This window comes from Rhodococcus baikonurensis, from assembly GCF_040489275.1.
In the GTDB taxonomy this organism is placed as follows: domain Bacteria; phylum Actinomycetota; class Actinomycetes; order Mycobacteriales; family Mycobacteriaceae; genus Rhodococcus_F; species Rhodococcus_F baikonurensis.
In genome coordinates this window covers 433,161-456,462 of the sequence record NZ_JBEUOQ010000004.1, presented here as the reverse complement: position 1 = coordinate 456,462, position 23,302 = coordinate 433,161, and the positions used below count along the sequence as shown (strand labels likewise).

The 23,302-nt window shown below is 61.1% G+C and carries 23 protein-coding genes; 18 read left to right on the top strand and 5 right to left on the bottom strand.

Annotation, left to right across the window (positions count from 1 at the left end; genetic code table 11):
• The first annotated feature begins 35 nt into the window (after positions 1 to 35).
• From ABWI03_RS12915 to ABWI03_RS12895, 5 genes are read left to right on the top strand one after another with little or no spacing between them, the layout of a single operon-like run.
• Positions 36 to 1,076, top strand: coding sequence for an acyl-CoA dehydrogenase family protein (locus ABWI03_RS12915; RefSeq protein ID WP_095970904.1), 1,041 nt, complete (start codon positions 36 to 38; stop codon positions 1,074 to 1,076).
• Positions 1,061 to 2,212, top strand: coding sequence for an acyl-CoA dehydrogenase family protein (locus ABWI03_RS12910; RefSeq protein WP_166810759.1), 1,152 nt, complete (start codon positions 1,061 to 1,063; stop codon positions 2,210 to 2,212). The genes ABWI03_RS12915 and ABWI03_RS12910 overlap by 16 nt, the downstream gene beginning before the upstream one ends.
• A gap of 7 nt (positions 2,213 to 2,219) precedes the next feature.
• Complete coding sequence (locus ABWI03_RS12905) at positions 2,220 to 3,221, top strand: bifunctional MaoC family dehydratase N-terminal/OB-fold nucleic acid binding domain-containing protein (protein ID WP_298779714.1); 1,002 nt, start codon at positions 2,220 to 2,222, stop codon at positions 3,219 to 3,221.
• Between the two features lie 2 nt (positions 3,222 to 3,223).
• Positions 3,224 to 3,664, top strand: a complete 441-nt coding sequence (locus ABWI03_RS12900; RefSeq protein WP_020968404.1) for a MaoC family dehydratase — start codon at positions 3,224 to 3,226, stop codon at positions 3,662 to 3,664.
• Entirely contained in the window at positions 3,661 to 4,830 is a 1,170-nt protein-coding gene (locus ABWI03_RS12895; protein ID WP_003945661.1) for a lipid-transfer protein, read from the top strand. The genes ABWI03_RS12900 and ABWI03_RS12895 overlap by 4 nt, the downstream gene beginning before the upstream one ends.
• Before the next feature lie 112 nt (positions 4,831 to 4,942).
• Here ABWI03_RS12895 and ABWI03_RS12890 read toward each other — a convergent pair whose 3' ends face one another.
• Positions 4,943 to 6,241, bottom strand: coding sequence for an HNH endonuclease signature motif containing protein (locus ABWI03_RS12890; protein ID WP_298778910.1), 1,299 nt, complete (start codon positions 6,239 to 6,241; stop codon positions 4,943 to 4,945).
• Positions 6,242 to 6,325: 84 nt separating this feature from the next.
• Between ABWI03_RS12890 and ABWI03_RS12885 the strand changes: the two genes are divergently transcribed.
• From ABWI03_RS12885 to ABWI03_RS12860, 6 genes are all read left to right on the top strand, one after another.
• On the top strand, positions 6,326 to 6,877 hold the full coding sequence (locus ABWI03_RS12885; RefSeq protein ID WP_124568904.1) for a GNAT family N-acetyltransferase: 552 nt from the start codon (positions 6,326 to 6,328) through the stop codon (positions 6,875 to 6,877).
• Positions 6,878 to 6,908: 31 nt separating this feature from the next.
• Entirely contained in the window at positions 6,909 to 7,934 is a 1,026-nt protein-coding gene (locus ABWI03_RS12880) for an AraC family transcriptional regulator (RefSeq protein ID WP_283376526.1), read from the top strand.
• Positions 7,935 to 8,044: 110 nt separating this feature from the next.
• Positions 8,045 to 8,455 (top strand): VOC family protein, encoded by a 411-nt coding sequence (locus ABWI03_RS12875; RefSeq protein WP_021332374.1) that lies wholly within the window; start codon positions 8,045 to 8,047, stop codon positions 8,453 to 8,455.
• A 126-nt stretch (positions 8,456 to 8,581) separates the two neighbouring features.
• Positions 8,582 to 9,775 (top strand): methyl acetate hydrolase AcmB, encoded by a 1,194-nt coding sequence (acmB, locus tag ABWI03_RS12870; protein WP_366054725.1) that lies wholly within the window; start codon positions 8,582 to 8,584, stop codon positions 9,773 to 9,775.
• Between the two features lie 103 nt (positions 9,776 to 9,878).
• The gene (locus ABWI03_RS12865; RefSeq protein WP_166810754.1) at positions 9,879 to 10,727 is read left to right on the top strand and encodes a mycofactocin-coupled SDR family oxidoreductase; all 849 of its coding nucleotides are present in this window, start codon (positions 9,879 to 9,881) and stop codon (positions 10,725 to 10,727) included.
• Positions 10,724 to 12,184 carry an MFS transporter gene (locus ABWI03_RS12860; protein ID WP_296554356.1) on the top strand — a complete coding sequence of 487 codons (1,461 nt, stop codon included), beginning with the start codon at positions 10,724 to 10,726 and terminating at the stop codon, positions 12,182 to 12,184. The genes ABWI03_RS12865 and ABWI03_RS12860 overlap by 4 nt, the downstream gene beginning before the upstream one ends.
• Before the next feature lie 30 nt (positions 12,185 to 12,214).
• Here ABWI03_RS12860 and ABWI03_RS12855 read toward each other — a convergent pair whose 3' ends face one another.
• Positions 12,215 to 13,777 (bottom strand): glycoside hydrolase family 71 protein, encoded by a 1,563-nt coding sequence (locus ABWI03_RS12855; RefSeq protein WP_296554357.1) that lies wholly within the window; start codon positions 13,775 to 13,777, stop codon positions 12,215 to 12,217.
• A 440-nt stretch (positions 13,778 to 14,217) separates the two neighbouring features.
• Here ABWI03_RS12855 and ABWI03_RS12850 point away from each other — a divergent pair, with 440 nt between their 5' ends.
• The 3 genes from ABWI03_RS12850 to ABWI03_RS12840 are packed head-to-tail and all read left to right on the top strand — an operon-like array spanning position 14,218 to position 16,613.
• Positions 14,218 to 15,174, top strand: a complete 957-nt coding sequence (locus tag ABWI03_RS12850; protein WP_095970915.1) for an ATP-binding cassette domain-containing protein — start codon at positions 14,218 to 14,220, stop codon at positions 15,172 to 15,174.
• Entirely contained in the window at positions 15,171 to 15,971 is an 801-nt protein-coding gene (locus ABWI03_RS12845) for an ABC transporter permease (protein WP_003945537.1), read from the top strand. The genes ABWI03_RS12850 and ABWI03_RS12845 overlap by 4 nt, the downstream gene beginning before the upstream one ends.
• A gap of 30 nt (positions 15,972 to 16,001) precedes the next feature.
• The gene (locus tag ABWI03_RS12840) at positions 16,002 to 16,613 is read left to right on the top strand and encodes a TetR/AcrR family transcriptional regulator (protein WP_296554359.1); all 612 of its coding nucleotides are present in this window, start codon (positions 16,002 to 16,004) and stop codon (positions 16,611 to 16,613) included.
• Positions 16,614 to 16,624: 11 nt separating this feature from the next.
• On the opposite strand, the gene ABWI03_RS12835 is transcribed toward ABWI03_RS12840, so the two are convergent.
• A complete protein-coding gene (locus ABWI03_RS12835) occupies positions 16,625 to 17,419 on the bottom strand; it encodes a putative protein N(5)-glutamine methyltransferase (protein WP_200313878.1) in 795 nt (264 codons plus the stop codon).
• Positions 17,420 to 17,634: 215 nt separating this feature from the next.
• Here ABWI03_RS12835 and ABWI03_RS12830 point away from each other — a divergent pair, with 215 nt between their 5' ends.
• On the top strand, positions 17,635 to 18,795 hold the full coding sequence (locus ABWI03_RS12830) for a lipase family protein (protein ID WP_298778925.1): 1,161 nt from the start codon (positions 17,635 to 17,637) through the stop codon (positions 18,793 to 18,795).
• A 10-nt stretch (positions 18,796 to 18,805) separates the two neighbouring features.
• On the opposite strand, the gene ABWI03_RS12825 is transcribed toward ABWI03_RS12830, so the two are convergent.
• The gene (locus ABWI03_RS12825; protein ID WP_298778928.1) at positions 18,806 to 19,372 is read right to left on the bottom strand and encodes a TetR/AcrR family transcriptional regulator; all 567 of its coding nucleotides are present in this window, start codon (positions 19,370 to 19,372) and stop codon (positions 18,806 to 18,808) included.
• 95 nt (positions 19,373 to 19,467) lie between these two features.
• Between ABWI03_RS12825 and zapE the strand changes: the two genes are divergently transcribed.
• Entirely contained in the window at positions 19,468 to 20,439 is a 972-nt protein-coding gene (gene zapE, locus ABWI03_RS12820; protein WP_298778933.1) for a cell division protein ZapE, read from the top strand.
• Here zapE and ABWI03_RS12815 read toward each other — a convergent pair.
• Positions 20,426 to 21,175: a helix-turn-helix transcriptional regulator gene (locus ABWI03_RS12815; protein ID WP_298778936.1), complete on the bottom strand. Its 750-nt coding sequence runs from the start codon at positions 21,173 to 21,175 to the stop codon at positions 20,426 to 20,428. The two genes, zapE and ABWI03_RS12815, sit on opposite strands and share 14 nt — an antisense overlap.
• Between ABWI03_RS12815 and ABWI03_RS12810 the strand changes: the two genes are divergently transcribed.
• Positions 21,150 to 21,995, top strand: coding sequence for an ABC transporter ATP-binding protein (locus ABWI03_RS12810; protein ID WP_298778939.1), 846 nt, complete (start codon positions 21,150 to 21,152; stop codon positions 21,993 to 21,995). The two genes, ABWI03_RS12815 and ABWI03_RS12810, sit on opposite strands and share 26 nt — an antisense overlap.
• Positions 21,992 to 23,299, top strand: a complete 1,308-nt coding sequence (locus ABWI03_RS12805; RefSeq protein WP_298778942.1) for an FtsX-like permease family protein — start codon at positions 21,992 to 21,994, stop codon at positions 23,297 to 23,299. Before ABWI03_RS12810 ends, ABWI03_RS12805 begins: the two co-directional genes overlap by 4 nt.
• Positions 23,300 to 23,302: the final 3 nt, after the last annotated feature.

Sequence of the window (23,302 nt, the reverse complement as noted above, 5' to 3'; positions counted from 1 at the left end):
AGAACACGTTCTATATCAGAGACAGGATTGCCAGCGTGGACTTCACTCCCGATGAAACCCAGGAAGCGGTAGCCGAGGTGGCTACCGCGCTCCTTGCCCGTGAACTGGAGCCGGACGCGCTCTGGGCGGCATTCGCCGAAGCCGATCTGCTCACGTTGGCATTGCCCGAGCGTCTGGGCGGTGAGGGCCTCTCGGTGACCGACGTCGGTTCCCTCCTCGTCGAGGTCGGCCGGGCCGCTGCACCCATTCCGGCTCTCGCGACCCTGGGCTTCGGCGTACTCCCCATCGTTGCTCTGGGGACCGACGCGCAGCAGGACGAATTGCTCACCGGAGTCAGCGATGGCCGGGTGTTCACCGCGGCCCTCGGTGAACCGGGGCAGCAGTTCCCGAAGCAGCCGTCGACTACCGCGCAGCAGTCGGGCGACTGGTATCGCGTCAGCGGGACCGTGCTTGCGGTGCCCTTCGCGGCGAGCGCACACAGAATTCTTGTGCCCACCGACGCCGGAGTCGTGCTCGTCGATCCGACCGCTGCCGGCGTCGCATTGACGCCGACACCCAGTGCGTCCGGCAGTCCGGAGTTCGCAGTCACCATGGACGAGGCAGTCGGTGAACTTCTCGGTGCCGGCGAGGAAGCCGTCCAGACGCTGTACCGGATCGCTACGGCGAGTATCGGAGCCGTTGCAGACGGTTTGGTGTCCGGTGCCGTCGATCTCACTGCGGCACATGTCGGCTCACGCGAGCAATTCGGCAAGCCGCTCGCCACGTTCCAGGCGGTCTCACAGCAGATCGCCGACGCCTATGTCACCTCGCGGACTCTTCACGTCGCGGCGTTGTCGGCGTCCTGGCGCGTGTCGGAGGGCCTGGATGCCCAGTCGGACCTCGACGTCATGGCGTACTGGATCGCCCAGGAAGTACCCGCCACGATGCAGGTGCTTCACCACCTGCACGGCGGTCTGGGCGTCGACGTCACGTATCCGCTTCATCGTTACTACTCGACTGCAAAAGACTTGGCGCGCCTGCTCGGCGGCGCTTCGCAGCGACTCGACCTCGTGGGGGCCCGGTGTTCATCGATCTGACCGACAGTCAGCGCGCATTGCAAGCTGAACTTCGACGCTACTTCTCGACGCTGATCTCGCCCGAGGAGGCCAAGATCATGCGTGTGGAGCGGCATGGCCCTACCTACCGCGAGGTCATCCGTCGTATGGGCAAGGACGGCTGGCTCGGCGTCGGCTGGCCCGTGGAGTACGGCGGACGTGGGTTCGGCGAGGTCGAGCAGCAGATTTTTGTCAACGAGGCTGTGCGGGCAGATGTCCCACTGCCTTCGGTCACACTGCAGACCGTCGGCCCGACTCTGCAGAAGTACGGCAGCGAGGAGCAGAAGCAGAAATTCCTGCCCGCAATCCTCGCCGGTGAAGTGCATTTCGCGATCGGCTACACCGAACCGGAGGCCGGCACCGACCTTGCAGCGCTGCGTACCTCGGCAGTTCGAAGTGGAGACGAGTACATCGTCAACGGTCAGAAGATCTTCACCACTGGCGGGCATGACGCCGATTACGTGTGGCTCGCCGTGCGAACAGGTTCCGCTGATTCGCGGCACCGCGGCATCTCGATCCTGATCATGGACACCAAAGATCCCGGTTACACCTGGACGCCGATCATCACCTGCGACGGCGCGCATCATGTCAACGCCACCTACTACGAGGATGTTCGCGTTCCGGTGAACATGCTTGTGGGTGAGGAGAATCAGGGTTGGCGCCTGATCACGACGCAGCTCAACCACGAGCGCGTCATGCTCGGCCCGGCAGGTCGTGTCGCAGGGATCTACGACCACGTCTTCGATTGGGCCAAGCGTGAAAACCTGCTCGATCACGTCGACGTACGGCGCGCGCTCGGCGAGATTCACGCGACGTATCGCCTCAACGAACTGCTCAACTGGCAAGTGGCGTCGAGTGATTCGGATTCGGTGGACATCGCCGACGCTTCGGCGACCAAAGTGTTTGCGACCGAACGCATCCAACGAGTCGGTCGACTGGCGGAAGAGATCGTCGGACGGTACGGAAATCCGATCGATCCCGAAACGGCTGATCTCATGGAGTGGCTGGACATGCAGATCAAGCGCAACCTTGTGATCACCTTCGGCGGTGGAGTCAACGAGGTGATGCGCGAATTGATCGCTACCGCCGGCCTGAAGCTTCCCCGCGTTCCGAGATAGGAAACAAATCGTGTCAGATCCCATTCTCACTGCTGCCGAGCGGGTTCGAGAGGACGGGCCGAGCGCTCCTCGCACCGGCCGGGACCCCGTGAACCTGCCGATGATCCGCAACTGGGTCGAGGCGATCGGTGACGAGAACCCGATCTACGTCGACGAATCGGCCGCCCGCGCTGCCGGGCACGACGGAATAGTCGCACCGCCGGCGATGGCGCAGGTATGGACGATGCGCGGTCTGGGGGCGGTTCGAGAAGCCGACGATCCGTTGGGCCGGATGACGGACATTCTCGACGAGGCCGGATTCACCTCCGTCGTCGCGACCAACTGCGATCAGATCTACCACCGCTACTTGAAACCAGGTGAAGAAGTCACCATCTCCTCGGTGTTGGAAGACGTTGTGGGACCCAAGAAGACAGGTCTCGGCGAAGGATGGTTCTTCACTACCCGCAGCTTCTGGCGGGTCGGCGAAGAATTGGTCTCGGAGATGATGTTCCGGATCTTGAAGTTCGCGCCGCCAGTCAGCGAGTTGCCTTCGACTGACGTCCCTGCTGACCTGGACGCATCGCGGATGCTGCGCCCGACGCCGTCTCTCGACACACAATTCTTCTGGGACGGTGTTGCCGCACACGAGCTGCGTATTCAACTGCGTTCGGATGGTTCGGTGCAGCACCCGCCGGTGCCCGCGATCTGGAAGGACAAGTCGGAGCAGACCGACTACGTGGTCGCGTCCGGACGGGGAACGGTCTTCAGTTTTGTCGTTCACCACGCGCCCAAGGTTCCTGGTCGGTCGTTGCCGTTCGTCGTTGCCCTGGTCGAACTGCCCGAGGGTGTGCGGATGCTCGGCGAATTGCGCGGTGTCGATCCCTCGAGTGTGTCGATCGGAATGGAGGTGGAGGCGATCTACCTCGACTTCCCCGGAGACGACGAGACCGGGGGAACTCCCTGGACCTTGTACGCGTGGCAGCCGGTTGATGTGTCTGGGGCTTCTGCGGTTTCTGCGGTGAAGGAGTGACGATGACTTTGACGACGGATATCACTGTGGGAGAGGTTCTTCCGCAGCTCTCGATCTACGGCGACCCGACGTTTGTGGTCTCGGCAGCGCTCGCTACCCGCGACTTTCAAGATGTTCACCACGACCGTGATCTCGCACAGAAACGCGGCTCGAAAGACATTTTCGTCAACATCCTCACTGATACCGGCCTGGTGCAGCGATTCGTGACCGACTGGGCAGGACCGCGGGCAGTACTCACGTCGATCAAGCTCCGCCTCGGGGTCCCCTGGTACGCCTACGACACTTTGACGCTCTCCGGAACGGTGACCTCCTACGACGAGGATCTCGTTTCGCTCGCGGTGGTCGGCAAGAACAGTCTGGGAGATCACATCACCGCGCAGGTCACACTGGCATTTCCGGCGTCGGGTTCGAATGGAGACATTGAAAACGGAGACATTGAATGAGCGCACTGTCCGGCAAGGCCGCGATCGTCGGAATCGGAGCCACGGATTTCTCGAAGGACTCCGGTCGCAGTGAACTGCGCCTGGCCGCCGAGGCTGTTCAAGCCGCGTTGGACGACGCCGGTCTGACACCCGCTGACGTCGACGGTCTTACCTCGTTCACCATGGACACCAACACCGAAGTCGCAGTAGCTCGTTCGGTGGGTATCCCGAACCTCAAGTTCTTCAGTCGTATTCACTACGGTGGCGGGGCCGCTGCGGCGACGATTCAGCAGGCGGCCATGGCGGTCGCCACTGGCGTCGCAGACGTCGTCGTCGCATACCGCGCGTTCAACGAGCGATCGGGTGCGCGCTTCGGGCAGGTGAACTCCGGCCTCGTGGCGCAGGTCAATTCGTCGGGGACGGACAACGCATTCTCCTATCCTCACGGATTGGGTACTCCCGCATCGTTTGTCGCGATGGTCGCGCAGCGATACATGCACGTATACGGAGCGTCCAGCGAGGACTTCGGTCGAATCGCCGTCGCGGACCGTAAGCACGCAGCCACCAATCCGAAGGCGTTCTTCTACGGAAAACCGATCACCCTCGAGGACCATCAGAACTCGCGATTCATCGCCGAACCTTTGCATCTCCTCGATTGCTGCCAGGAATCCGACGGAGGCATCGCCATCGTCGTCACCTCGGCAGAACGAGCCAAAGATCTGAAGAACACCCCTGCCGTTATCGCTGCCGCTGCACAGGGCAGTGGGGCAGACCAATACATCATGACCAGCTATTACCGTGACGGTCTGACCGGCCTACCGGAGATGGGCCTTGTCGGCGATCAACTCTGGTCACAAAGTGGGCTGCGCCCGTCGGACATGCAGACGGCGATCTTCTACGACCACTTCACGCCCTATGTTCTGATGCAGCTCGAGGAACTCGGTTTCTGCGGTAGGGGAGAGGCCAAGGACTTCATTGCCGGTGGCGCAATCGAACTCGGCGGCAAGCTTCCGATCAACACCCACGGTGGACAGCTCGGCGAGGCATACATCCACGGGATGAACGGTATCGCCGAGGGAGTTCGGCAGATCCGCGGTACTTCGGTCAACCAGGTCGACTCCGTCGAGAATGTACTGGTGACTGCGGGCACGGGAGTTCCGACATCGGGGCTTGTGCTGACTCGCTGATTGATCGAGGGCGCAGCTCCGTCCCGCGTCACGGCCTGTTGGCACCGCATCGGAGGATCTCTTCGATGCGGTGCTCGGGCCGTATTTTGTTGTCTACGAGAGGGTGTTGTCCTCAGGTTTTGAAGGTGGTGTTCGCCGGCCTGGGGTGCTGCTGCGGGTCGATCGAGGGCGGTGGGATGAACCAGGGTTTGTTGTCGACCCCGATCCGGATCTCCCACTTCCCGACGAACCCGGATTTTCGGTGCATTAACCGATGATGCGAACGGCACAGCAAGACAAGATTGTTCATCACCGTCGGACCACCGTTCGCCCAGTGCCGAATATGGTGCGCATCCGTCCACGCCGGAACACACGTACAGCCGGGGAACGCGCAGCCCTTGTCGCGGGCGATCAACGCCACTCTCTGTTCGGCGGTGACCAACCGCTTCCCGGGTTTCGCATCCAACGGTGCGCCGTGATCGTCGAGCAGAACAGTGGACAGGAAACAGTCGCACCCGAGAAGTCTGGTCTGCGACACCGACAGTGGCCCGAGCCACGGCATATGCCCCACATCGAGATCCGACACAGACCCACCACCATCAGTGGGTGTCGCGGCGCAGTCCCGGTGCTCGGCTAGATCACGGGCATTGATGTGCACGTTCACGTGCGGGCGCTGGCCACCATCCATGCCGGTCTTGGCGCAGTCCAGATAGCGGCGGATCAGTTCGGTGAACCCGTCCGCGGTCCGCTTCGCCGCGGACCGGGCATCGGGGGTTCCATCGGGTGCCGGGGTGGGCATCGTCAAATTCGACAGAGCGGAGAGCAGCATTTCGCCGGTGAGGGCATCGAAATCCCCTCGCACCACCACTCGACCATTCAACGTCGACGCGATCCTCAACTCGTTGCGGTCGATATCTTCGGCGGGCGGAATTTCATCGGATTCGAAGATTCGCTCCAACGTCGCGATGACGTTCCGCACCTTCGTGGTCGTGGCCTCCACACCGGAAGCGGCAGCCAACAACAAGTCGATGCACTTCGGTAACGCTTCCTCCGGCATCCCCTTCGGCGGCGACTCACAAAACGAGACGATCAACACGGCATGATCGAACGAACAATCCCCGCAATCGAACCGGGCTGCCACTGCCGGAAACGGCCGCAGCGCCGCACCCAACGCGGCGATCTTCTTCCCATCCCGCACCTGCAGCATCGTGTTCGACGCCAACCACGCACCGACCCCGCGGCTGGCGATCACCTGATCATCCGGACGCAACGACAGCTCGTCGACCACCGCCACCCGAACGGCTTCCAGGCGCAGTATCTCCGCACTCGCCGACACCGCAGCAGCCCGCAACTCAGCAGCCGACAACCGCCACAGACGTCCGCGTAACCCCACCGCAGAGCCAGACACCACATCCGATGACAGAACATTCATTGAATCCCCCGATCCCCACCCCCAACAATACTCGAACACCAGTTCGAGTCAATATGCTTTTCGTGGTTAATTTACGATCGCTGGATGTTCACGTTGACTACCGAACGCCTCGTCCTTCGAGACTTCACACTCGGGGATGAAGATGCCGTCCATCAGTACGCCTCCGACCCCGTCGTCTGTAGATATGTGGATTGGGGTCCGAACACCCTCGCAGTGACCAGGGAATTCCTGGCCGACGCGACATTGGAAGCCGCGGGCGTCGAGCGTCGATCATTCACCCTGGCGATCACGTCGAAGGTCGACGGAACGGTCATCGGTTCGGTAGCTGTGTGGGAAGTATCCGCCGCGCACCGGCGGGCGGAACTAGGTTTTGTCGTGAACCCGAAGTTCCAGGGGCAGGGTTATGCGTCCGAAGCGGGGAGCGCGGTTCTGGAACTCGCGTTTGCTCGACTCGGAGCGCAACGCGTGCAGGCAACGTGTCGTCCGGAGAACTCGGCGTCGGCATCGGTACTCACCAAAATCGGAATGGTGGAGGAGGGGCGGATGAGGGCGCACATGGTTATCCGGGGGACTGTGGTGGATTCGTTGCTTTTCGCCGCTGTTCAGCCAGAGATCGCCTCAGCTGACTTTGCGTGACCTTCCCGGACCCTGATGCGATACTCGAATCATGTTCGAGGATGCCTTGCTCATCGACGCGGCCGGCCGGCCCACCATGCAGCATCACCAGGCCTTTTCTCGGGACTGGGACCGCATCAAGGAGTGGTCCGACAACATCTACATGCCCTACACGGTGACGCCGATCGGAAGTCGGTTGAAGCCGGCTTCGGACATGTACTCCGCGGCGGTCGGCAAGATCGACGTCACCAGATTCTGTTACGGAATTCCGGTCTCCGTCGGTGAATGTTCGCCTGAAGCCGGAAACATTCTGGTCCTGACGACGATCAGAGGCAACGGTCGACATGCTCTTGGCCGGGGCGCTGCGGCGAATACCGGAGTGGGGGAGACCTTTGTCGCAGACTGCAGTCGGACCGACTATTTCGTCGAATTCGACGAGGACCATCTGCAGCTGAATCTCACTGTGCCGCATCAGCTTGTCGCTGACCATGCCCTGCAGTGGTACGGGACAGTTCCCGACGACCGTCTCTGGCGGCACAAGTGCACCATCGGCGGGCGTGGCTCGAGTTGGCTCGCATTGATGGACTACGTTGTTCGCGCGATCGCAGAGTCGCCCGACGCGATGTCGGGCGAAAGGCTCGGTGCCAGGGTTCAAGAACTCATTACGGCTCAGCTTCTCGACGAGTGGGCGACGCAGGCCGGGTTGCAGCTCGGCGTCGACGTCGCTTCTGCCGAACCGGCCTACGTGCGATCGGCAGAGGAGTACATCGATACCTTCGCTCGCTCGGTGCCGACGGCATCGGAGATCGCGGCTGCGGTGGGTGTCAGTGTCCGGGCGCTCACCGCGGGATTTCGACGGTACCGAGACACCACGCCGGGGCAACGATTGCGCGCGCGCCGGCTGGAGGGGGTACGCAGCGAACTGTTGCGTTCCGATGGGAAAACCGTCTCGGAAATCGCCAACGCCTGGGGCTACGTCAATCTGGGCATGTTTGCGGCCGCCTACCGGAAACGGTTCGGAGAGTTGCCTTCCGAGACTCGGAACCCACTCCGAGGGCAGTTGTTTGAACGGTCATGACGATCGGTTTACGCACTGGATGAACTGCCACGATCCGTTGTTTCGTGTCGGAGCAGTCTGCAAGGATTGAAATCGAACGTGACAGCTATCCAACGAGCTAGGAGTACGTCATGGCAACTCGACTCAATCCGTACATCAGCTTCAACGGCAATGCCCGAGAAGCGTTGGAGTTCTACAAGGGCATTTTCGGTGGCACGCTGGCGCTGAGCACGTTCGGTGAATTCGGCAATCCCGGCGAAGGCGGGGACAAGATCATGCACGGAATGCTCGAAACCGATCAGGGATACACCCTGATGGGTGCCGACACTCCGCCCGGCATGCCGTACAACCCCGGCGACAACATCACAGTCAGCCTCAGTGGCGACGACGGCGATGTGCTGCGCGGGTACTGGGAGCAGTTGTCGGGAACGGGTACGGTCAGCGTTCCGCTCGAGAAGCAGATGTGGGGAGACGAATTCGGCTCCTGTACAGACAAATTCGGCATTTCCTGGTTGGTGAATATCGGAGCGCCCCAGAGCTGATTCCAGGCTCTGCCCGGTTCTGCCGAAACGAGACAGTTTTCCTGCCGTTTCGAGGCAGAACCGGGTGTGTGATCGCCGTTACATTCTGTTCGACAAGACAAGTTGCAAGTCGGATGGAGAAATGCAGTGACGATCGAAGATATTGCGCGGAAGCCCCTTTCGAAGCAGCGCCTCGACGACGTGCTGGCGCGAGCAACTCAGGGGGCCGATCGCGTCCCGGGTGTGGTTGCGATGATCACGGATCGAGAAGGCAACATCTACGAGGGTGCTGCGGGTGAGCGGACACTAGGTTACGGCGTTCCGATGACCCTCGATACAACCTTTGCGCTCTTCTCCACAACCAAAGCGATCACCGGTACTGCTGTCCTGCAATGTGTGGAGGAGGGGTTGCTCGATCTCGATGCACCTGCAGCGACCTATGTTCCGGACATCGGTGAGCTGAAGGTCCTCGACGGTTTCGACGCCGGCGGAAACCCTGTTCTTCGGGAACCCAAGCGCGACATCACCACTCGCATGTTGCTCCTGCATACTGCAGGGTTCGGCTACGACTTCTTCAACGAGTCGTACAATCGGCTCTCGCAGGAACATGGGCAGCCCAGCGTGATCACGTGCAGCAAAGCGGCGCTCACGACACCGCTGCTCTTCGACCCGGGTGAGAAGTGGGAGTACGGCACCAACATCGACTGGGCCGGACAGGTCGTCGAGTCGATTCGAGGTCAGCGACTCGGCGATGTCATGCGCGAGCGCATCTTCGAACCGCTCGAGATGACGGATACGGCATTCACGATGAGCCCGTCGATGAAGGATCGACTTGCACCGATCCATCAGCGCGAGAGCGACGGAAGCCTCACTCCGCTCATTGGATTCGAGCTTCCGTCCGAACCCGAGGTGCACATGGGTGGTCACGGTTTGCACGGCACTGTCGGCGACTACATGAAGTTCATTCGTATGTGGCTGAACGACGGCGTGGGCACTTCGGGTCGCGTGTTGTCGTCGGAGACGGTAGCTGCAGCCGTTCAGAACGGGCTCGAAGGCCAGCACGTGGGGTTGTTGCCCGGAGTTCTCCCGACACTGTCCAACGATGCGGAATTCTTCCCCGGTGTACCCAAGGGATGGGCATACTCCTTCATGACAAATGAAGAGGTGGCACCCACCGGTAGGCCGGCCGGATCGTTGGCTTGGGCGGGTCTGGCCAACCTCTATTACTGGATCGACCGGCAGACCGGCGTCGGAGGGTTCTGGGCAACGCAGATTCTGCCGTTCGCGGACGCTGGATCCATCAACGGATACCTGGAGTTCGAGACCGCCGTTTACCAGTGATCGGCTAGATTCCCGCTGTCCGGGATCGACTGTTTCTTTCGGGCGGGTTCGGAGTACGCATGCAGTACAGCGCACGCTGGCATACGACGAACTAGGAGACGGCATGAACAGCCTCGAAGGCAGCTTCGAAGGAAAAGTTGCACTGATCACCGGCGCCGCACGCGGTCAGGGGCGCGCCCACGCTATCGCATTCGCGGAGCGTGGCGCGGACATCGTGATCTGCGATCGGTGCGAGAACAGTGATGTCGTCGCCTACCCCCTCGCAACCGAGGAGGATCTGAAGGAAACCGTTCGTTTGGTGGAAGCCACGGGCCGCCGGTGTATTGCAGTCAAGGCCGACACGGCTGATCGTCAAGCAATGGACGCGCTCGTTGCCCGCGCGGAATCCGAATTCGGCCGCGTCGACATTGCAGTCGCGAATGCCGGTGTCTCCGTGCCCGCTCCGATCACGTCGATGACGTCGGCACAGTGGAACGAAGTCATTTCGTCGAACCTGACCGGTGTGTTCAATACCGTTGCGGCCGTGTCAGGTGGAATGGCGGAACGTGGCTACGGTCGCATCATCACGATCTCCTCGATGATGGGTCGATCCGGTGGCACCCAGATGGCGGCGTACGGCGCCTCCAAATGGGGCGTCATCGGTTTGACGAAGAGCGTCTCACTCGAACTGGCCAACTCGGGTGTGACCGTGAATGCTATTGCACCGGGAAATATCTCGACGCCGATGATTCACAACGACATGATGTACGCAATGATGCGGCCTGACCTCGAATCGCCGACGGCAGACGACGTCGAACCTGTGTACGCGACTCTGCACGCGCAGCCGATCGGTTGGCTGGATCCCTTCGAGATCACGCGAGTAGTCCTGTTCCTCGCCGCCGACGCGAGTGCCCACATGAGTGGCATCGTGGTTCCTGTCGACGCCGGAGTAGCCGCTCGCTCGAACGCTTGACGGACAAGACTGTTCGCGCGAAAGCGCGGACCGGGTGGGTCGTCGGCGTCCTGAGTCTGAGCGGTGTGGTGGTCGCGCTGCAACAGACCCTGGTGGTGCCGGTCCTGCCTGCGTTCGCGACGGCATCGGGAGTTTCGTCGGCCACCGCCTCCTGGCTGGTGACCTCGACGTTGCTGACCGGTGCCGTCGCGACCCCTCTCATCGGCCGGCTTGCCGACATGTTCGGCAAGCGGGCGATGATGCTCGTCTGCCTTGCCGTGATGATCGTCGGCTGCATGGTTGCGGCGCTCAGTCAGAGTTTCTGGCTCCTGATCCTCGGACGTTCGTTGCAGGGCTTCGCGACGGCGCTTCTGCCCGTCGGAATCAGCATCATGCGCGATGTCCTTCCTCCGGAAAAGCTCAGTGGTGCAGTCGCGCTCATGAGTGCGACCCTGGGGATCGGCGGCATGTTCGGCATGCCGATGGCCGGGGTGATCTCGGCGCACTGGGGACTACCCGCGCTCTTCTGGGTCACTGGTGGATTCGGGGTTGTACTGATAGTCGTCTTGCCGCTGGTGGTGCCGGAATCGGCTGTGAAGAGTCGCGGACGCTTCGACTTTCTAGGAGCCACAGTCCTCACACTCGCCATGACGGCATTGTTGCTGGCTGTCTCGAAGGGAACCGAATGGGGATGGGCAAGCCCCGAGGTTCTGGTTCTGATCGCGTCCGGTGTGGTCTTGCTCTGTGGATGGATTCCGTGGGAACTGCACACGCCGGCACCGTTGGTCGACCTGCGGACTTCCCTTCGTGCTCCGATTCTGGTCTCGAACGTCTGCGCAGTATTACTCGGTTTTGCCATGTTCATCAGCGCGTTGGCGGCAACACAGGAACTTCAGTTGCCCCTGGCGTCGGCGGACGGTCTCGGACTCTCGGCCGCCGAAGCCGGGCTTGCGATGATGCCGGGGGGAATCCTGATGATCGGGTTGGCACCGGTGTCGGCGAAAGTGACGAGACGATGGGGAGCGAAGGCTACGTTGGCGTCGGGTGCAATCGTCATTGCAATCGGCTATGTCTTGCGTGTGCTGTTGGCGCCGACGTTGGTCAATATCGTGATCGGCGCTGCCGTGGTATCGGCAGGTGTGGCATTTTCCCTGGCAGCCATGCCGACCTTGATCACCGAATCTGCACCGATCCATCAGACTGCCTCGGCCAACGGATTCAACAGCCTGCTCCGTTCGGTCGGTACCTCCACCGGAAGCGCCGTTGCGGCAGCGGTATTGGCCAGTTCGACGGTGGTGATCGGTGCGAGCACTGTGCCGACTCTCCATTCGTTCGCGGTCTTGTACTGGATCGGAGCGGGCGTATCGGCGCTGGCCGCCGCGGTGACGTTGGCGGTGAGGGTGGAGCGGACGGGGGCGGTATCGCTGCCCGAGTTACCAATTGCAGCTGAAACCGACGGCGCAACGAAGATCGGGTGAGTCGACGGACTTACCCGATCTTCGTCACCGTTATCTCCGACTGGAATCGACCAGGTACTCGAGATTCTGGTTGTACGGTGTGGCTGTCACCGATGTGTGAGAGCTGACTTTCGCGACTTCCGTCGCACCGCGAACGACTGTGGTTTTGACAGCACCAACCTTCAACGATGCTATGCAGCTGCTCATCCCGGCCGGGGCATTGCAGGTGGTTGTCGTGGTTCCGACCGTCACTTTGACGACCGCAGGCGCGGTCAAGAAGGAAAGGACTTCGACGGTATCGCGAGCGGGGGATGACCATTGGCGCAGTGTCATAGGGGCAGCAGAGCGATTGACGGGGACCGCGGAGACCAGCTGATTGCGATAGACGAGATACGCGGTGTCACGGACAATTGCAGGTGAGGCGCCGGTGCGGAAGGTGTACAACCCGTAGGAACTCATGTCGAGCAACGCGCGTCCGTGGCCGACGCTGGGCGCGAACGACGTTCCCTCGCTGTAGTCGTTCCAGGTGACGAGTTGTACCCATTCGCTGTTGGACGCAATCGCGATCTGCCACATGTTCTGCAGGTTCTGTGAATTCTGTGCCTCGTCGTAGATCGACTGACTTGGACGAACATCTTGGAAGGCGACTGGTTGCATCCATATCTTTCCCAAGGAGTGAGCGGCGGCGGCAAGTCCCATCGGAGAGTTCGGGTTCGATCCCGAGAGCGGGTTTCCTGCCGGATTTCGGTTACCCCAATTCGACATCCCGTAGCTGATCGATGCAAAAGAATTCCGGTTGGCTGCGGCGTCGAGGAAAACCGGAACAAATGCCACATTTATTCCGTAAGAATTCTTCATAATGGTGATGAACTCCGACCACCAGCCCGCAGTCTTGTTCTCGGCAAGGAATGGAGATATCACGAGCCGTCCGTCGTTCAATTTGAACGATGATGCCATGGTCGAATAAGGTTTCATCTCTGCTGCCATTTGAGCTGCGGTCATGTTTTTGAACGCGCCGTTCATATCAGGCATGAGCATGATCTTGAAATTCGGATCGACTGCCGCGGCCGCTTTGATCAGGGCGGTGGGCACGGTGGAACCCCACCAACTGGTGTCGGTTGCCTTGGCGATGATGTCGACGGAGAATCCGTCGATGCCCGCGGCGATTGCCGAACGAACTTCGTTTTCGAGGTCGCGTTGGCGCCACTGAGCATCGGCGATGGGTTGCCGCGGTGTGGGCCGGTCACGGAGGAATCCTCCGTAGCGAACGTGCTTGTTGTTCTCGCCGTTGACCGTAAGATATTGCGTCGCATAGTAATCGCTGGACGGATTCGCATTGTCGATCGATACCGGATAGGGCGGGAAGTAGTGAGCGAAGACCAACTTTCCGTTGAGTGCTGACTTGGGTGGAATGTCGAAGGGCAGCGCTGCAGATTCAGGATTCGCGGAGAGCGAGGTCGGCGTGTACGTCGGCGCGGAGCGTGATTGTGTGTTGTATGCGGCGATCAGTGCGGCCACGACAATCACGGCCAATGTGAAGCAGATGGTTTCGAATGAATATTCCGCCGTTTTTCGGATCCACGGAGTTCGGATGTATCGAGTTCTGATACTCATGCCACAGTCAGCCTTTCTTGATCCCCCGAAGTGTGATTCGTCCCCGCATGCACTGAATCGGTGATTCAATTCTTTTCGGCCTCTGCCTGATTCTGAATTCGAGATTTGACACCATATGTCAACCGTCATCGGCCCGAGTGTCACTTGCTGTACGAGTGTAACGCTGCCGCACCCATCGTGAATACCCGAAAGTGGTCTTGGTTCAAGAATTTCGGGTTTTTCTTTCCGGTGTATATCCGTCGAAAGGTCGGTGAAATTTTTCGGCTGTATTGGACAGGACTGGGACGTGTGCTCTGTTCCGTACCTCGTGACCGAAAGGCACCGGCGAAACCAGGGAGGTGATTGCAGCCCGGCATCTGACGAAATTTCCTGGAATGTGTCGGCCTCCTGGGTCACACTGGGGAACGGACTACCGACGGACAACCGACGCGGGAGGGCTCATGGCCGAAGCGATTGTGGCCGAGGGGTTGGTCAAGAAGTACGGCGACGTCACGGCATTGGACGGTATCGACCTGGAAGTGCGCGAGGGTTCGGTGATGGCACTGTTGGGTCCCAACGGTGCCGGAAAAACCACCGCGGTAAGGATATTCACGACGCTGCTCATTCCGGACGGTGGTCGCGCCGAGGTTGCCGGGCTGGACGTGGTCGAGGATGCGCGGGCGTTGCGGTCGAAGATAGGTGCTTCTGGCCAATATGCCGCGGTCGACGAGTACCTGACGGGCTACGAGAATCTGGACATGGTTGGGAGGCTGTATCACCTCGGCGCCCGAAGCAGTAAGGCCCGAGCGCGTGAATTGCTCGAGCAGTTCGATCTTGTCGAGGCCGGAGATCGGCCGGTCAAGGGCTATTCCGGTGGAATGCGGCGACGTCTCGATCTCGCGGGCGCATTGGTTGCTCGGCCGCAGGTGTTGTTTCTGGACGAGCCGACCACCGGCCTCGATCCTCGGGCGCGACTCGGTCTCTGGGATGTCATCGAAGGGTTGGTGGCGCAGGGGACAACACTGTTGCTCACGACGCAATACATGGAAGAAGCAGAGAGGCTGGCCGACCAGATCGCGGTCATCGACCGCGGCTCGGTCATCGCGCGCGGTACCGCAGATCAGTTGAAGGCGCGGGTCGGGGGTGAGCGCATCGAACTGAGCGTGCACGAGGTCGAACATCTCGACATCGTGCGAGAGGAATTGCGCTCGCTTGCCGTGGGGGACATTCAGGTTCAAGAGAATGTCCGTCGCGTCACTGTTCCTGTCGACGACGGCACCGATGCCTTGGTTGCGGCGCTCAATCTTCTGTCGGCACGCGGCATCCGGGTGTTCGACGTCGGACTTCGCAGACCCACCCTCGACGATGTCTTCCTCACACTGACCGGGCACCAGGCTGAACTGGAGGATCAGAAATGACCGTGCAGATGGCGCTCGAAGACGGTTTGACCATCGCCAGGCGAAACTTGATCAAGATCAAGCGCGTTCCGGATCTGCTGGTGTTCACCACGTTGTCGCCGATCATGTTCGTGCTCTTGTTCGCCTACGTGTTCGGCAGCGCGATCTCTGTCCCGGGCACGTCGTATCGAGAATTCCTGATTGCCGGAATCTTCACGCAGACAGTCATATTCGGTGCAACCTGGACTGGTCTGGGGATGGTCGAAGACATCCAGAAAGGAATCATCGACAGATTTCGATCGCTGCCCATGGCTCCGTCTGCCGTGCTCACCGGCCGAACGTCGAGTGACGTGTTGATCAACGTCATCAGCTTGGTGGTCATGTCGTTGACCGGTCTTCTGGTGGGGTGGCGCATTCATTCCAGCTTCCTCGAGGCGGTGGCAGGCTATGCGCTGCTGCTGTTCTTCGCGTACGCGCTGTCATGGGTCATGGCTGTTGTGGGGCTGTGGATCCGGACGCCGGAGGTCTTCAACAACGCGAGCTTCATCGTCATCTTTCCGCTGTCGTTCATCGCGAACACTTTTGTGGAGACCACCAACCTTCCCGGGCCGCTCAAGGTGATCGCCGAATGGAATCCGGTGTCGGCGGTGACGCAGGCGGTCCGTGAATTGTTCGGCAATACCAATCCTGCGATGACAGTTCCGGATGCGTGGCCACTTCAGAACCCGGTCATCGCGTCGTTGTTGTGGACTTTCGGTTTGCTGATCGTCTTCGTGCCGTTCGCTATTCGTCGGTATCAGAAGGCAGTCAGCCGCTGACCTGGTGATTCCGGCCGGTAGGGTGAGTATGTGCCGGAGCCCGAACGCATCGACAAACGCAGCCTGAGATACGCCGGGCGACGTGAGGAGTTGCTCGACGCGCTGACCCGCTACGTTATCGACAACGGTGTCGGGGAACTGACGGTGAGGCAGCTCGCCAAGGCCGTGGGTGTGTCGCATGCGTCGTTGCTCAACCATTTCGAGAGCAAGGAGAATCTGCTCTCCGAGGTCATCGAGAACATGCGTGGTGAGTCCATTCCGATTGCGGTCCCGATGAAACCGGGGGTCGATCCGGCGACAGTGCTGACCGCGTGGTGGACCGAGCGTACGACGCCGGAGGTCCTGCCGCGGTTCCGAGTGATGGTCGAGATCTACGCCCTCGCGCTCGGCGATCGTGAACGCTACGGACGGTTCCTGGATCGATTCGTGGGCGATTGGATCGAGGCACTGGAAGCCGGTCTACGGCAAGCGGGCTGCCCCGAGGACGATGTTGCCTCTGTCGCTACTCTGTTGCTCTCGCAAATGCGGGGTCTGTCGTTGGATCTTCTGGCCACGGGGGATCGGGCCCGCGTCGATCGTGCGTTCGGGCTTTTTGTCGACGGCTTTGCCGCCCGCGCTCGGGAGTGGTCCACGCCTGCATGATCCGATCGCCTTCAACACTGACCGATCACCACAGTTGACGCGGTCTCACTGTAGGTTGCTACCCGCGTGAGAAACCCTCCCCGAGTGAAGGTTTCGACGGTCATCTCGACCTGCTCCGTGCTTGTCTCGACGAGCAGATGACCGCCCGGTCGTAGCCACGGCACAGCATCGGCGATGATGCGACGCTGTAGGTCCAGGCCGTCGGCGCCGCCGTCCAACGAGACGCGCGGTTCGTGAAGTCGCGCTTCGGGCGGCATCAGCCGGATCGAGTCTGTGGGGACGTAGGGCGCATTGGCGACGACGACGTCGACACGACCTCGTAATGCCGTCGGCAGTGGGCCGTACAGATCGCCTTCGAGAACACGCTCGGGCGGTGTGATGTTCTGACGAGCGCAGCGAACGGCGGCCGGTTCGATGTCCACCGCGTAGAGATCGACAGCATCGATCATCGCCTGCACGAAGGCCCCGACAGCTCCTGAACCACAACACATGTCGATGACGACGCTTCCCGCGCCGACGAGTGCGCAGGCCTGGCGGGCGAGGAGTTCGGTGCGTCGGCGGGGGACGAATACTCCAGGGTCGATGTGGATGCGTAGTCCGCAGAATTCTGCCCAGCCGATGACAGGCTCGAGTGGTTCGCCGGCAACTCGTCGATCGATCATCGCGTCGAGTTCGTCGCGAGAGCGTGCAGTGTGGAGAAGTAGGCGAGCTTCGTCTTCGGCGAACACACAGCCTGCCGCTCGGAGGATCGCGGCCACCGAATTCTGCTGCGACGGGGGGAACGTCGGGAGATCAGGCGCTGACATGAGAGAGCCCTTCGGCCTCCTGAACTCGCGGGGGACCTGCATGTATAGAACACCGCCACCTTACCGGAGCAGTCGCGTGACAACGGGAAATGTGGAGCGGGAATTTAGGTTGACCAATTGGTAAGGCTGTTCTAAGGTCTGAACTCGATCGGCTGGCTGATGTGGGGCTGATCGCCACATACGGCACTGTCAACGCAATCGGTAGGAGAAGGCACGTGAGCAAGCGGCTGTGTAGAACGCTCGTCGGATTGGGTGCGAGCGCGTTGGTGGCGTTGACCGTCACCGCACCGGCCGCGGCGGAATCGAAGAATGCCCCTGGCGCCGTGGTGGGCCAGGAGTCGCTCGGTGCGGATCGGGTCATCAAGGGTGCTGTGAGCGCAACGAAGGTGACGTACTGGTCCACGGGCCCGCAGGATGCACCGATGACGAGTAGCGGTGTGGTGTATCGCCCCGAGGGGACTCCGCCCGAGGGCGGTTGGCCGGTCATCTCCTACGCGCACGGAACGGTGGGTGTCGCGGATCAGTGCGCGCCGAGCAATAGCGTTCCGCTCGAGCGGACCGCGACGCATCTGGGGCACTGGCTGGAACAGGGATACGCGGTGGTGACCACCGACTACGTGGGACTCGGAACACCCGGTGTTCACCCGTATCTCGACGGTCGTTCCGCTGCGCACAGCGTCGTGGACATGGTGCGTGCCGCTCGTGCGGTCGACGGTGACTTGTCGAGCGAATGGGTTGCGATGGGGCAGTCGCAGGGCGGGCAGGCGACTATGTTCACCGCTTCGCTTGCCACTGATTACGCGCCGGAGTTGGACTACCGCGGCGCAGTCGCCACTGGTGTCCCCTCGAACATCGAGAATCTCCTACCGCTCGGCGGTCCGGCCTTCCCGGCGCTTCCGCTCAAGGGTACGACGGTCTACATCGCGAACGTTCTTGACGGACTGCGTGCTTCGTGGCCGGACATCGACATCGACTCGTATCTGACCCCGCTCGGCAAGACCATCCTCGACGATGTCGAGAACAACATGTGCTACACCGAGGCGCGCGCGAAGTACGGAACCGTCACGCTCGGGCAGGTGCTGACGAAGTCGCTGGACAATCCGGTATTCATGGAGGCTGCACGTGAACTGCTCACTGTGCCGACCGCAGGATACGACCGCCCGTTTTTCATCGGTCAGGGGTTGTCGGACATCGATGTTCCGGCACCGCTGACACTGAAGTTCGCGGCTGACCTCGCTGCAAACGGTGTGGACTTTGCATTCCATGCCTATCCCACTGATCATCTGGGAACCGTTCCAGCTTCGGTTCCAGACAGCACTCCCTTTGTTGCGGCACTGTTTTCCGGTCAACGACCATGCACCGGAAGCCTCTGCTGAACAACGTCTTTCAGTTGGCGTGCACTCCGTGCAGGTAGATGTCGATCGGGATCCTGAGCTGCCGAACGGTTTCGGTGGAGCGAGGATCTCGGCTGCGTGATCCGAGGCAGTAATCGAAGATCAAGCCCTCCAGAAGGCTCAGGAAATTGGCGGCAGCGACGTCGGGATCGTCGACGCCGATGGTTTCGAAGATGGGTATTGCCTTCTCCAGCGAAAACAGACTTCCTTCGAGGAGTTGGTGCAATGTCGAATCTCGGGGAGTCTCCAGGAGCAGTGCATATCGCGCGATCAATTCGTTTCGGCGTTGCGAGAGAAGATCGTCGAGATACTCGGCCGTCAGGGTGGCAGGGTCTCCGTGGCTTTCGAGTAGTCCACTGAAAGTGGAACGCGATCGTTGCACGATGTGCAGTGCGGTCGCGTCGAGAAGTGTCTCGCGAGTGCGGAAATAGTAGGACGTCGAACCGGCGGGAAGTTCCAGCGACTGATCAACCGCCCGATGGGTGAGTGCACGCGGGCCCTGCTCGGCGATGATCATGACGGCGGATGCCGCGATGAGAGCTCTGCGGTCGGGCTTCATGTCGTTCCTTGCTGCTGATGGTGCGTCGTGAGGGTCACATTGACTCGATTTGCTTTCGATCGCTAGCCTCGACTCTACAGACGTAGAGGAGTCTAATGCTACTGGACGAAGAGCAGTTGGCGGCACGTGAAGCTCTCGATGCCCTGCGGGTCCGGATATCCGGCGGTGAGACCGGGGGCGGGATCTATCTCTGGGGAAGCGTCGGCCGCGGGAAGACGATGCTCATGGACGAGTTCTACGACAGCATCCCAGTCGGCAAGCGGCGCATTCACTTTCATCGGTTCTTTGCAGACCTGCACGCACGGGCGCACGAACTCGGGTCGATGGGTTCGGCGTTGGACCACGTCGCAGACGGAATCCGTGTGCTCTGCTTCGACGAGTTCCACATCGACGACGTTGCCGACGCAATGTTCATGGCAAGGGTTCTCGACACAATCGTCGCGAAAGGTGTGACTGTTGTTGTCACGTCCAATGTCCCGCCGACCGAGCTTCTTCCGAATCCGCTTTTTCACGAGCAGTTCGTTCCGTCGATCGAGTTGATCGAGTTGACTCTCGAGGTGATCGAGTTGGGTGGCTCTATCGACTACCGGACCGCAGGACAACCAAGTGCCGGGGACTACCGTTTTGCGACAGGAGAATTCCTCGTCGACTCGGAAATTGTGAGGCCGTCGAGTGAGGGTGGCGAATTGACGATCGGTACACGCACATTGGCGTGCTCGGCGATTCGAGATGGTGTCGTGTGGTTCGATTTCGCGGTGCTGTGCGGCGGTTCGACCTCGGCCGCCGACTACCTCGAGCTTGCCTCTCGCTTCGACGACTGGGTGATCTTCGGGGTCCCAGTTCTCGAAGAAGCATCGGAATTTGCAGTCCGCCGCTTCGGTAACGTCGTCGATGTTCTGTACGACGTCGATGCGCGGCTGACGGTGTATGCCGACGCTTGCGTCGGAGAAGTAGCAGGCAGCCTCCGGGACGTGCCCGGGTTGGCGCGCCTCTACAGTCGTCTGTCGCTACTGGCGAGGACGGAGACGGACAGCGTTGGTTCAGGGAGCAGCATCAATTCCAGGTGAGATCGCCGGTCGCAGCGCTGGGCGTGAGCCCGAACATGCTGTGGCAGATGCGGTTGAGATGGGCGCTGTCGGTGAAACCGGCCTCGTGGGCACTGGTTGTCAGACTTGCGCCACTGCTCATAACTTCCATGGCGCGCCGTAGCCGCAACCAACGGATGTACGTCGAAAAGCTCATCTGCAGTTGATCGTTGAAGATTCTTCCCAAGCGTCCGGACGAGATGGAGACCCGCGCGGCGGTGTCCGCCAGCGTGATCGGCCCCGAAAGGCGCTCGGGCAGTATCGTCAGAGCATGTTCGAGCGCAGGGTGAAGATCACGTAGGTTCGACGGCTGTTTGCCTCCGGACAGTGAATCGACGAGCCTCGCTGCGTATTCCAGATCAGAATCATCGCCACGGTCGGTCATCGCCACGGCCGTCCGTCCACGATTCGACCATTCGGCCACACCGCCGAGGTCGGATTCAGGCGGCTGGATGCGTCGGCCCATCCCGATGGTGGAATCGACATAGATCGCCCGTCCTCGCGCGCCTTCCGAGGCGGACAACGAGTGCACCGCCCCTGACGGAATGACCACGGATCGCACGACTTCCCTGTGGCCGTTCCCGTCCGTGACCGCGACGACCCCGTCGTCGACGATCATGATCTGAACAGCGGCATGCGCGTGCGTGTGTGCTGACCCGACGGCTCCGGCGAACATGAGAATGCCGGGCCGCATGTGGACGTCACCGGACCAGGTCATGCCGGAAATCATAGTGACGACCCTGACAGACCTCGGGGTCCGGTCATCCTCCGGTAGGACCGTGGGCAGTTCGAAGATCGTGCGCTGGGCCGATGTGTCGGCGAGGGGTTCGAGAGAGGCTGTACTCATGAACAACGCACAATCACCCGCAGTCTTGTCGGTCCACTCGCTGGGCAAGTCGTACGGCAATGTTCCGGTGCTCCGTGGTGTGTCGCTGGAAGTCCGTGCGGGCACTGCCACGGCGATCATGGGACCGTCAGGATCGGGTAAGTCGACGCTGCTGCACTGCATGTCAGGAATCGTGAAACCTGACTCAGGCGCAATCATGTTGGGCGGTAGACATATCGAAAACCTCGGTGAGAACGATCGAAGTCGACTGCGGCGTGAGTCCTACGGGTTCGTCTTCCAGTCGGGTCAGCTGTTGCCGGAGCTTCCGGCGATCGAGAACGTCGCTTTGCCTTTGGTGCTCAACGGTTTGTCCATCGCGGAAGCGAAGAGGACGGCGCACGGTTTCTTCGCACCTTTGGGTCTGGAGGGATTGCAGGACCGGCGCCCAGGTCAGATGTCGGGAGGACAATCCCAACGTGTCGCGATCGCCCGAGCGTTGGTGACCAAACCTGCAGTTCTGTTCGCGGACGAGCCGACCGGTGCCCTCGACGCACAGACAAGCTGGGAAGTGATGAGAGTGTTGCGTGACTCTGCGCAACAGATCGGTTCGGCATTGGTCGTCGTCACTCACGACGCCGAGGTCGCTCGCTGGTGTGATCGTACGATGACGATGCAGGCCGGTTCGCTCGTCGGGACACAGGTGGCGGCATGAAGGCCACAGCGCGTGTCGCCTTGATGACGGTGCGAGGCGAGGGACGAAAGGCGTTGAGTACCTTCGCGCTCCCCGTATCGGCCTTTGCCGCGTCGACCACCTTGCTGCTCACGGTTCTCGGTGGTTACGGTGCCTTTGCCGGCAGAACGAGTGAACCCGAGTCGGAGGCCTATCTTGCGCTCGCGGGGGTTGCGTCGGTGCTGATGATCGTCCCGGCGATCACTCTCGGTCTGGCGGCGGCCCGCTTGGGCGCCCGTCGCCGAGACGAACGTCTGGCCGCGCTGCGACTCATCGGATCCACACCTCGTCAGATTGTTGCGCTGTGCGCTGCGGAATCGGGTGTCCAGGGCTTGGCCGGTGCGTTGATCGGCGCGCTGGGGTACTTCCTCGCGTTGCCGCTCGTGGCGCTCTTGCGATTTCAAGGTCGCACCTTCGAGTGGGGTGAGCTGTGGGTCGGCGCACTTCCTCTGGTGGGCATCGTATTCGGAATGACCGTACTGGCGGCTTTGACGTCGATGCTCGGTATGCGTCAGGTGTTCGTGAGTCCCTTGGGAGTCACGGCGGGCAATCCCAGTGCCGCGCCGAAGATGATCTTCGCTGTCGCGGGCGTCGGGGTTCTGTTGGGATGGAGTGCATTCGGTGGTGCCGCGGCGAGCATCGCGGCAATTCTGGTGGGACTTGGTCTCTGCTTCGGCGTTGTTGCGCTGGTCGGTCCGTTCGTCATCTCGTTGCTCGGACGGATCATGCTCCGATTCGCGAGGGACGGTGCTTCGTTGATCGCGGCACGTCGGGTCCTGGACAACCCGAAGGCCGTGTGGCGCACGGTCAGCGGTGTGACGATGGCAAGTTTTGTTGCCGCCGGCACGTCTTTGCTCGCAGCGATCGGCAACGGAGAGGGTCAGGAACTGCAACCGGGACAGGAATTCTTGTTCGCCGACATGAGAACCGGTGTGTTGTTCACGCTCGGAGCAACGTTCACGTTGGCAGCTGTCTCGTCTGCACTCACCCAGGTATCCGGGATCCTCGACAACCGCGAGCTCTATCGGAGTCTGACTCTGGCCGGCACACCTGTCGAGGTGATGGACAGTGCCCGCATGCGTCACGTTCGCACTCCCGTGATCGTAATGGCGCTGGCCGGCGCCGGCGCCGCACTGCTGTTCCTCTTCCCGCTGGCAGGGGCAGTCGTACTGACCACTCCGATGGCACTCGTTCAGTTGGGCCTCACCCTGGCAGTGGGGATTGCGTTGGTGTTGGCCAGTGCGTTCGCAGCCAAGCCCGTCATGCGACGGGTACTCGCGGGCTGAATC

Excerpts from the sequence above, each read along its gene's own strand:
- ABWI03_RS12810 (WP_298778939.1), top strand. The coding sequence starts at position 21,150 with ATGTGGACGTCACCGGACCAGGTCATGCCGGAAATCATAGTGACGACC.
- ABWI03_RS12805 (WP_298778942.1), top strand. The coding sequence starts at position 21,992 with ATGAAGGCCACAGCGCGTGTCGCCTTGATGACGGTGCGAGGCGAGGGA.
- zapE (WP_298778933.1), top strand. The coding sequence starts at position 19,468 with ATGCTACTGGACGAAGAGCAGTTGGCGGCACGTGAAGCTCTCGATGCC.
- ABWI03_RS12865 (WP_166810754.1), top strand. The coding sequence starts at position 9,879 with ATGAACAGCCTCGAAGGCAGCTTCGAAGGAAAAGTTGCACTGATCACC.
- ABWI03_RS12895 (WP_003945661.1), top strand. The coding sequence starts at position 3,661 with ATGAGCGCACTGTCCGGCAAGGCCGCGATCGTCGGAATCGGAGCCACG.
- ABWI03_RS12845 (WP_003945537.1), top strand. The coding sequence starts at position 15,171 with ATGACCGTGCAGATGGCGCTCGAAGACGGTTTGACCATCGCCAGGCGA.
- ABWI03_RS12815 (WP_298778936.1), bottom strand. The coding sequence starts at position 21,175 with ATGACCTGGTCCGGTGACGTCCACATGCGGCCCGGCATTCTCATGTTC.
- ABWI03_RS12880 (WP_283376526.1), top strand. The coding sequence starts at position 6,909 with ATGTTCGAGGATGCCTTGCTCATCGACGCGGCCGGCCGGCCCACCATG.
- ABWI03_RS12835 (WP_200313878.1), bottom strand. The coding sequence starts at position 17,419 with ATGTCAGCGCCTGATCTCCCGACGTTCCCCCCGTCGCAGCAGAATTCG.
- ABWI03_RS12875 (WP_021332374.1), top strand. The coding sequence starts at position 8,045 with ATGGCAACTCGACTCAATCCGTACATCAGCTTCAACGGCAATGCCCGA.
- ABWI03_RS12825 (WP_298778928.1), bottom strand. The coding sequence starts at position 19,372 with ATGAAGCCCGACCGCAGAGCTCTCATCGCGGCATCCGCCGTCATGATC.
- ABWI03_RS12855 (WP_296554357.1), bottom strand. The coding sequence starts at position 13,777 with ATGAGTATCAGAACTCGATACATCCGAACTCCGTGGATCCGAAAAACG.
- ABWI03_RS12900 (WP_020968404.1), top strand. The coding sequence starts at position 3,224 with ATGACTTTGACGACGGATATCACTGTGGGAGAGGTTCTTCCGCAGCTC.
- ABWI03_RS12890 (WP_298778910.1), bottom strand. The coding sequence starts at position 6,241 with ATGAATGTTCTGTCATCGGATGTGGTGTCTGGCTCTGCGGTGGGGTTA.
- ABWI03_RS12885 (WP_124568904.1), top strand. The coding sequence starts at position 6,326 with ATGTTCACGTTGACTACCGAACGCCTCGTCCTTCGAGACTTCACACTC.
- ABWI03_RS12850 (WP_095970915.1), top strand. The coding sequence starts at position 14,218 with ATGGCCGAAGCGATTGTGGCCGAGGGGTTGGTCAAGAAGTACGGCGAC.